This window comes from Halomonas sp. NPDC076908 (genome assembly GCF_050269715.1).
In the GTDB taxonomy this organism is placed as follows: domain Bacteria; phylum Pseudomonadota; class Gammaproteobacteria; order Pseudomonadales; family Halomonadaceae; genus Vreelandella.
This window is the reverse complement of record NZ_JBNNIW010000081.1, coordinates 1-4,237: the sequence shown is the minus strand read 5'-3', so window position 1 is coordinate 4,237 and position 4,237 is coordinate 1. Positions and strand designations below refer to the sequence as shown.

The window sequence follows — 4,237 nt, the reverse complement described above, 5'->3', positions numbered from 1 at the left end:
TCGGTCACGATAAAACGGAATGCGCGGTCACCATCATCCAGAACAGACGGTCACGTTCAAACGGAATGGGCGGTCACGATAGGGCGGAATACGCACAAACAAGCGAGCAAGCCTGAGCGCCATTTCAGGGCTAACCGCACGACGTTCGCGCAATAATTCATTAACTGACTGACGAGAGACACCCAAAGCTTCGGCCAACCCCGAAACCGTCAGTCCATAATCCGGAAGAAAATCTTCCCTCAGCATTTCGCCGGGATGTGTGGGTTTGCGTTGCATACCGGTCGTATTAAGAATAGTCATATCATCACCTCACTCAGTGGTAGTCACAAACTTCGACTTCATACGCATCGCCACCTTCAAAACGAAAACAGATACGCCACTGATCATTGATTGAAATTGCATGCTGCCCCTGCCTGTTTCCCAACAGTGGATGAAGGCGATTACCGGGCGGCACTTTCAAATCCTCAAGCTGTTCGGCCAGATCCACGTATTCAAGCTTTCTAGCAGCTCTCGGTGCAACATCTACAGGAAATTTCTTTGACTTACCCTTGGAGTAGAGCTCTTGGGTTAGTTTGTCAGCAAAGGATTTGATCATGGGGATAAGCGTATTCTGTCACGTGACACTTGTCAATGCGACATAGAAGTGACTGCATAACGCAGAACTTTGCGGCAATTTTGGAGCTGCGAAGCGGCGGAAAAATTGTCCGACAACAGTGACTTGATACTCATTGAGCCTTCTCCCCCAGCTCAGCCCGATTGGCTAAGCTGAAAAGGCGACCAAACCTAACAGGAGAAGACTCAATGAACTTTTACAATAGCACTCATCGCCACTACTGTGGCATTGATCTTCATGCCCGTAGCCTATACGTCTGTATCATGGATCAGCAGGGTGAAACCCTTCTGCATAAAGAGATTCCAGCCAAACCAGAACCTCTGCTGCATCTGATCGAACCCTACCTGGACGATCTTGTCATCGGGGTTGAATGCATGCATTGCTGGTACTGGATCGCCGATTTCTGTGAAGACCAGGGCATTGCTTTCATTCTCGGTCATGCCCTTTATATGAAGGCCATTCATGGCGGTAAAACAAAGAATGACCGCGTGGATTCTTACAAGATTGCGGCGCTTATCCGCGGTGGCAACTTCCCCCTCGCTTATGCCTACCCCCGTAGTATGCGAGCAACACGGGATTTACTTCGTCGTCGCACTGGGCTCGTTCGTCATGGTGCGGATCTCAAAGCTCATGTTGTCAATACTACGAGTCAGTACAATCTGCCACCCAACAAGGTCAACTTGAAAAATGTCAGTGCCAGAGAGCAACTGGGCAGAACCTTTGATGACCCGCTCGTTCAGCGCAATATCGATTTAGATATGGCCGTTTTAGAGTGCTACCACCGAGAACTAAGCCAAGTGGAATGGCTATTGGAAAAACAGGCTAAAAAGCATCAGCCGACCTACTACCACTTATTAACCACCATTCCCGGCGTTGGCCGTATTCTTGCGCTCACTATTCTGTATGAAGTGGGTGATATTCGGCGTTTTGAATCTGTCCAGAAATTTGCCTCCTATTCCCGACTGATCAAATGCAAAGCCGAATCGGCTGGTAAAACCTATGGCACTCAGGGCAACAAGATTGGTGGTAATGCCCATCTGAAATGGGCTTTTTCTGAGGCTACTGTGCTTTATCTCCGCGGCAATCCAGGTGCTCAAAAACTGTTACAACGTTTACAGAAACGCATGAGTAAAGCCAAAGCTTTATCGGCTCTGGCCCACAAGCTCGGGCGTGCGGTCTATTTCATGTTAAAGAACGAGAAGGTGTTTGATGAACAACGCTTTTTAACGAGTTAGTCACGCAGCAGGATGATGATCAACGTCTAACTGGATCATCACGGAGTGTGCTGAAACCGGGTGTCTGCTACCTAAATCCTCCCGCACAGACTCCATACCCAAGAAACCTGGTTGGGATGCCGCCAACTCGACCATCCTGTCTGCCATTTCCCCGTAACCGTTGTCACCCTCGGTGCGATGGCTACTGAAAATGACCGCGTAATACGGCGGCTCAGGAGTTTTGGCTAGCTCTGACATAGATCCCTCTAGGCATTTAACGCCGCCAGCATGCGCGGCTACGGAATGGAGGCGAAGCCGCAATGTAGTAGGCGTCGCCGTGCCTGGCTTGGTTAAATGCCGTACTCACGCTCCACCCTTGCCACACGAACCCGAAAGCTGGAGTACCATTTCTCATGGCCAAGTCGCTGAGCTTCTCGATGCTCTGCGTTCTTTTTCCAATTGGTGATGGATTCCAGGCTTTCCCAGTAAGAGACCGTGATACCTAAATCCTCCCGCACAGACTCCATACCCAAGAAACCTGGTTGGGATGCCGCCAACTCGACCATCCTGTCTGCCATTTCCCCGTAACCGTTGTCACCCTCGGTGCGATGGCTACTGAAAATGACCGCGTAATACGGCGGCTCAGGAGTTTTGGCTAGCTCTGACATAGATCCCTCTAGGCATTTAACGCTTTGCTAATTGGCTGCCGCAGCGCAGCGTAGGCAGTCCAGTGGAGGCCACGTTCTTAGTGGCCGGAACGAAATTAAGCAATTTGTTAGAGTTCATTTACTAATTTACTCCCCGCCCAGCTTTTTATAAGACTAATTTGCTCTTGCGATAAGCATCGCTTTGGCAATGGCGCTATACCGTCAATTGCACCAACAAGTAGAAACGCATCTTTTATATCAACAACCTTTCCAATGTCTGACCATTGCATCTGAATACTTCCTGAGTTTGATTTACGCTCAAAGCCATCTTCGGTAAAAACAAACTGGCAAGTACCCTCAGTTATTGATTTAAACATGAAAATACAAAAGCAAATCGGATGCGAAAAATACTTATAGTGCCACTTTGTGACAGCAGGGTAGCCCAACTCATGCAACATAACCGCGTCTACTATCGACTTGTATTCAGTGTATGTATAGCGAATTACTGTTGAAAACATTCGTGAACTCTAACGCTTTGCTAAGGGGCGGCCGAAACGAAGTGTAGGCCGTCCCACGAAGGGCCGAAGGCCCGTAGTGTACTTGAGCAATTGGTTATACTTACATGTGAGCATGCCGGCGCACATCATTTAGCGATTGTTTCAGGAGAGGTCGAATTCTTTCCGCTTCATCCGAGCGCAATAAGTAGCTTATTATCACCGTAGTGAATGCAACAACCGGGATTAGCCAGACCGAGCCAGGTAAAACAACGAGCGCCGCTGACGCTACAACGATAGCTGATAAAAGTACTATGGCGCACTTTTTCAGATACTGTCGATCCTTGTACCAAGAGTACCGCCGACAAGCGAGATTGATTGCCCGTCGCTTTTCGACGATAGATGCACCTTTTAGTTCGTCAAAATCCAGTTCTTCTAGCATCGAACCTTCCTAACCGGAGTGTATGTATAACGCCCGCCATCACCGGTGACAAAGCCGTAGCGAAGCGAAGGGTTTGGCATCCGGTGCATGGCTTGGTTATGTTTCGTTTGCAGGTAATTCAAGCTGCCTCTCACTTCGCCAGACTCGTATGAGCACAACCTCTTTAGCTTGCCTGAGATAGACAACTCGAAATGGCGCGTGAATCAATTCGCGAATATGATCCAGGTTGAATTCAGGAACAATACGGCCAGCATCAGGGTGGAGCTGAAGCATTTCGCTATGCTCCAAGATCGCAGCCACGAAATCATCACCGATATGTGGAACATCCTGCTCTTTGTAATACTCTTGAATAGCCTGTAAGTCCTCAAGAGCGGACTGTGCGATGCGTAATTCCATTTACTTGATGCCCAGCGTTTTCTTGGCGTCCTCCAACGATACGGTGTTGCCCTCGCGAACATCCATAAGCCCCTGCGCCACCGCTTTTACAAACCGCAATTCCTCTGCACTTTTCTCATAATCCTCGAGCCCCTGCACAACCGCTACGCCGCGGCCACGGCTGGTAAGCAGGATTGGGCGATGCGTGTCCTGTGCTCGACCAACCACCTTTCCGGGATTGATCTTCAGGTCTGATAGAGGAATGACATCCTCGGAAAATTTCACTTGCATAGTGGTTACCTAGCCAACAATTTAGTGCTATTAATAGCACCATTTAACAGGTGCGGTCAAGAAACATAACGCCTGCCGTCACCGGTGACAAAGCCAGAGCGAAGCGGAGGTTTTGGCATCCGGTGCACGGCCTGGTTATGCAGCATGTAGCGGCTTGATTC

General features: G+C 49.2%; 8 protein-coding genes and 1 pseudogene. 1 reads left to right on the top strand and 8 read right to left on the bottom strand.

Annotated features, from left to right (window positions below):
- Positions 1-33 precede the first annotated feature (33 nt).
- Both ACQKE4_RS20230 and ACQKE4_RS20225 read right to left on the bottom strand, forming a co-directional pair.
- On the bottom strand, positions 34-300 hold the full coding sequence (locus ACQKE4_RS20230; RefSeq protein ID WP_427390010.1) for a HigA family addiction module antitoxin: 267 nt from the start codon (positions 298-300) through the stop codon (positions 34-36).
- Positions 301-313: 13 nt separating this feature from the next.
- Positions 314-595, bottom strand: a complete 282-nt coding sequence (locus tag ACQKE4_RS20225; RefSeq protein ID WP_427390009.1) for a type II toxin-antitoxin system RelE/ParE family toxin — start codon at positions 593-595, stop codon at positions 314-316.
- Between the two features lie 206 nt (positions 596-801).
- On the opposite strand from ACQKE4_RS20225, the gene ACQKE4_RS20220 reads away from it, so the two are divergent.
- Positions 802-1,848, top strand: coding sequence for an IS110 family transposase (locus tag ACQKE4_RS20220; protein ID WP_427390008.1), 1,047 nt, complete (start codon positions 802-804; stop codon positions 1,846-1,848).
- Between the two features lie 69 nt (positions 1,849-1,917).
- Here the strand turns inward: ACQKE4_RS20220 and ACQKE4_RS20215 are convergent.
- The 6 genes and pseudogenes from ACQKE4_RS20215 to ACQKE4_RS20190 form a co-directional block, all read right to left on the bottom strand.
- A pseudogene (locus ACQKE4_RS20215) lies at positions 1,918-2,085 on the bottom strand (antibiotic biosynthesis monooxygenase family protein); the annotation flags it as partial.
- A gap of 92 nt (positions 2,086-2,177) precedes the next feature.
- Positions 2,178-2,495 (bottom strand): antibiotic biosynthesis monooxygenase family protein, encoded by a 318-nt coding sequence (locus ACQKE4_RS20210; protein WP_224851623.1) that lies wholly within the window; start codon positions 2,493-2,495, stop codon positions 2,178-2,180.
- Positions 2,496-2,602: 107 nt separating this feature from the next.
- Positions 2,603-2,992, bottom strand: a complete 390-nt coding sequence (locus ACQKE4_RS20205; RefSeq protein WP_427390007.1) for a YcxB family protein — start codon at positions 2,990-2,992, stop codon at positions 2,603-2,605.
- A gap of 100 nt (positions 2,993-3,092) precedes the next feature.
- The gene (locus ACQKE4_RS20200) at positions 3,093-3,410 is read right to left on the bottom strand and encodes a hypothetical protein (RefSeq protein ID WP_427390006.1); all 318 of its coding nucleotides are present in this window, start codon (positions 3,408-3,410) and stop codon (positions 3,093-3,095) included.
- Positions 3,411-3,506: 96 nt separating this feature from the next.
- Positions 3,507-3,806 carry a type II toxin-antitoxin system RelE/ParE family toxin gene (locus ACQKE4_RS20195; RefSeq protein WP_086904840.1) on the bottom strand — a complete coding sequence of 100 codons (300 nt, stop codon included), beginning with the start codon at positions 3,804-3,806 and terminating at the stop codon, positions 3,507-3,509.
- Entirely contained in the window at positions 3,807-4,076 is a 270-nt protein-coding gene (locus ACQKE4_RS20190; protein ID WP_086904841.1) for a type II toxin-antitoxin system Phd/YefM family antitoxin, read from the bottom strand.
- Between the last annotated feature and the right edge of the window lie 161 nt (positions 4,077-4,237).

Bases quoted from the DNA above. Each gene is read 5' to 3' on its own strand.
- ACQKE4_RS20225 (WP_427390009.1), bottom strand. From the start codon at position 595: ATGATCAAATCCTTTGCTGACAAACTAACCCAAGAGCTCTACTCCAAG.
- ACQKE4_RS20200 (WP_427390006.1), bottom strand. From the start codon at position 3,410: ATGCTAGAAGAACTGGATTTTGACGAACTAAAAGGTGCATCTATCGTC.
- ACQKE4_RS20220 (WP_427390008.1), top strand. From the start codon at position 802: ATGAACTTTTACAATAGCACTCATCGCCACTACTGTGGCATTGATCTT.
- ACQKE4_RS20190 (WP_086904841.1), bottom strand. From the start codon at position 4,076: ATGCAAGTGAAATTTTCCGAGGATGTCATTCCTCTATCAGACCTGAAG.
- ACQKE4_RS20205 (WP_427390007.1), bottom strand. From the start codon at position 2,992: ATGTTTTCAACAGTAATTCGCTATACATACACTGAATACAAGTCGATA.
- ACQKE4_RS20210 (WP_224851623.1), bottom strand. From the start codon at position 2,495: ATGTCAGAGCTAGCCAAAACTCCTGAGCCGCCGTATTACGCGGTCATT.
- ACQKE4_RS20230 (WP_427390010.1), bottom strand. From the start codon at position 300: ATGACTATTCTTAATACGACCGGTATGCAACGCAAACCCACACATCCC.
- ACQKE4_RS20195 (WP_086904840.1), bottom strand. From the start codon at position 3,806: ATGGAATTACGCATCGCACAGTCCGCTCTTGAGGACTTACAGGCTATT.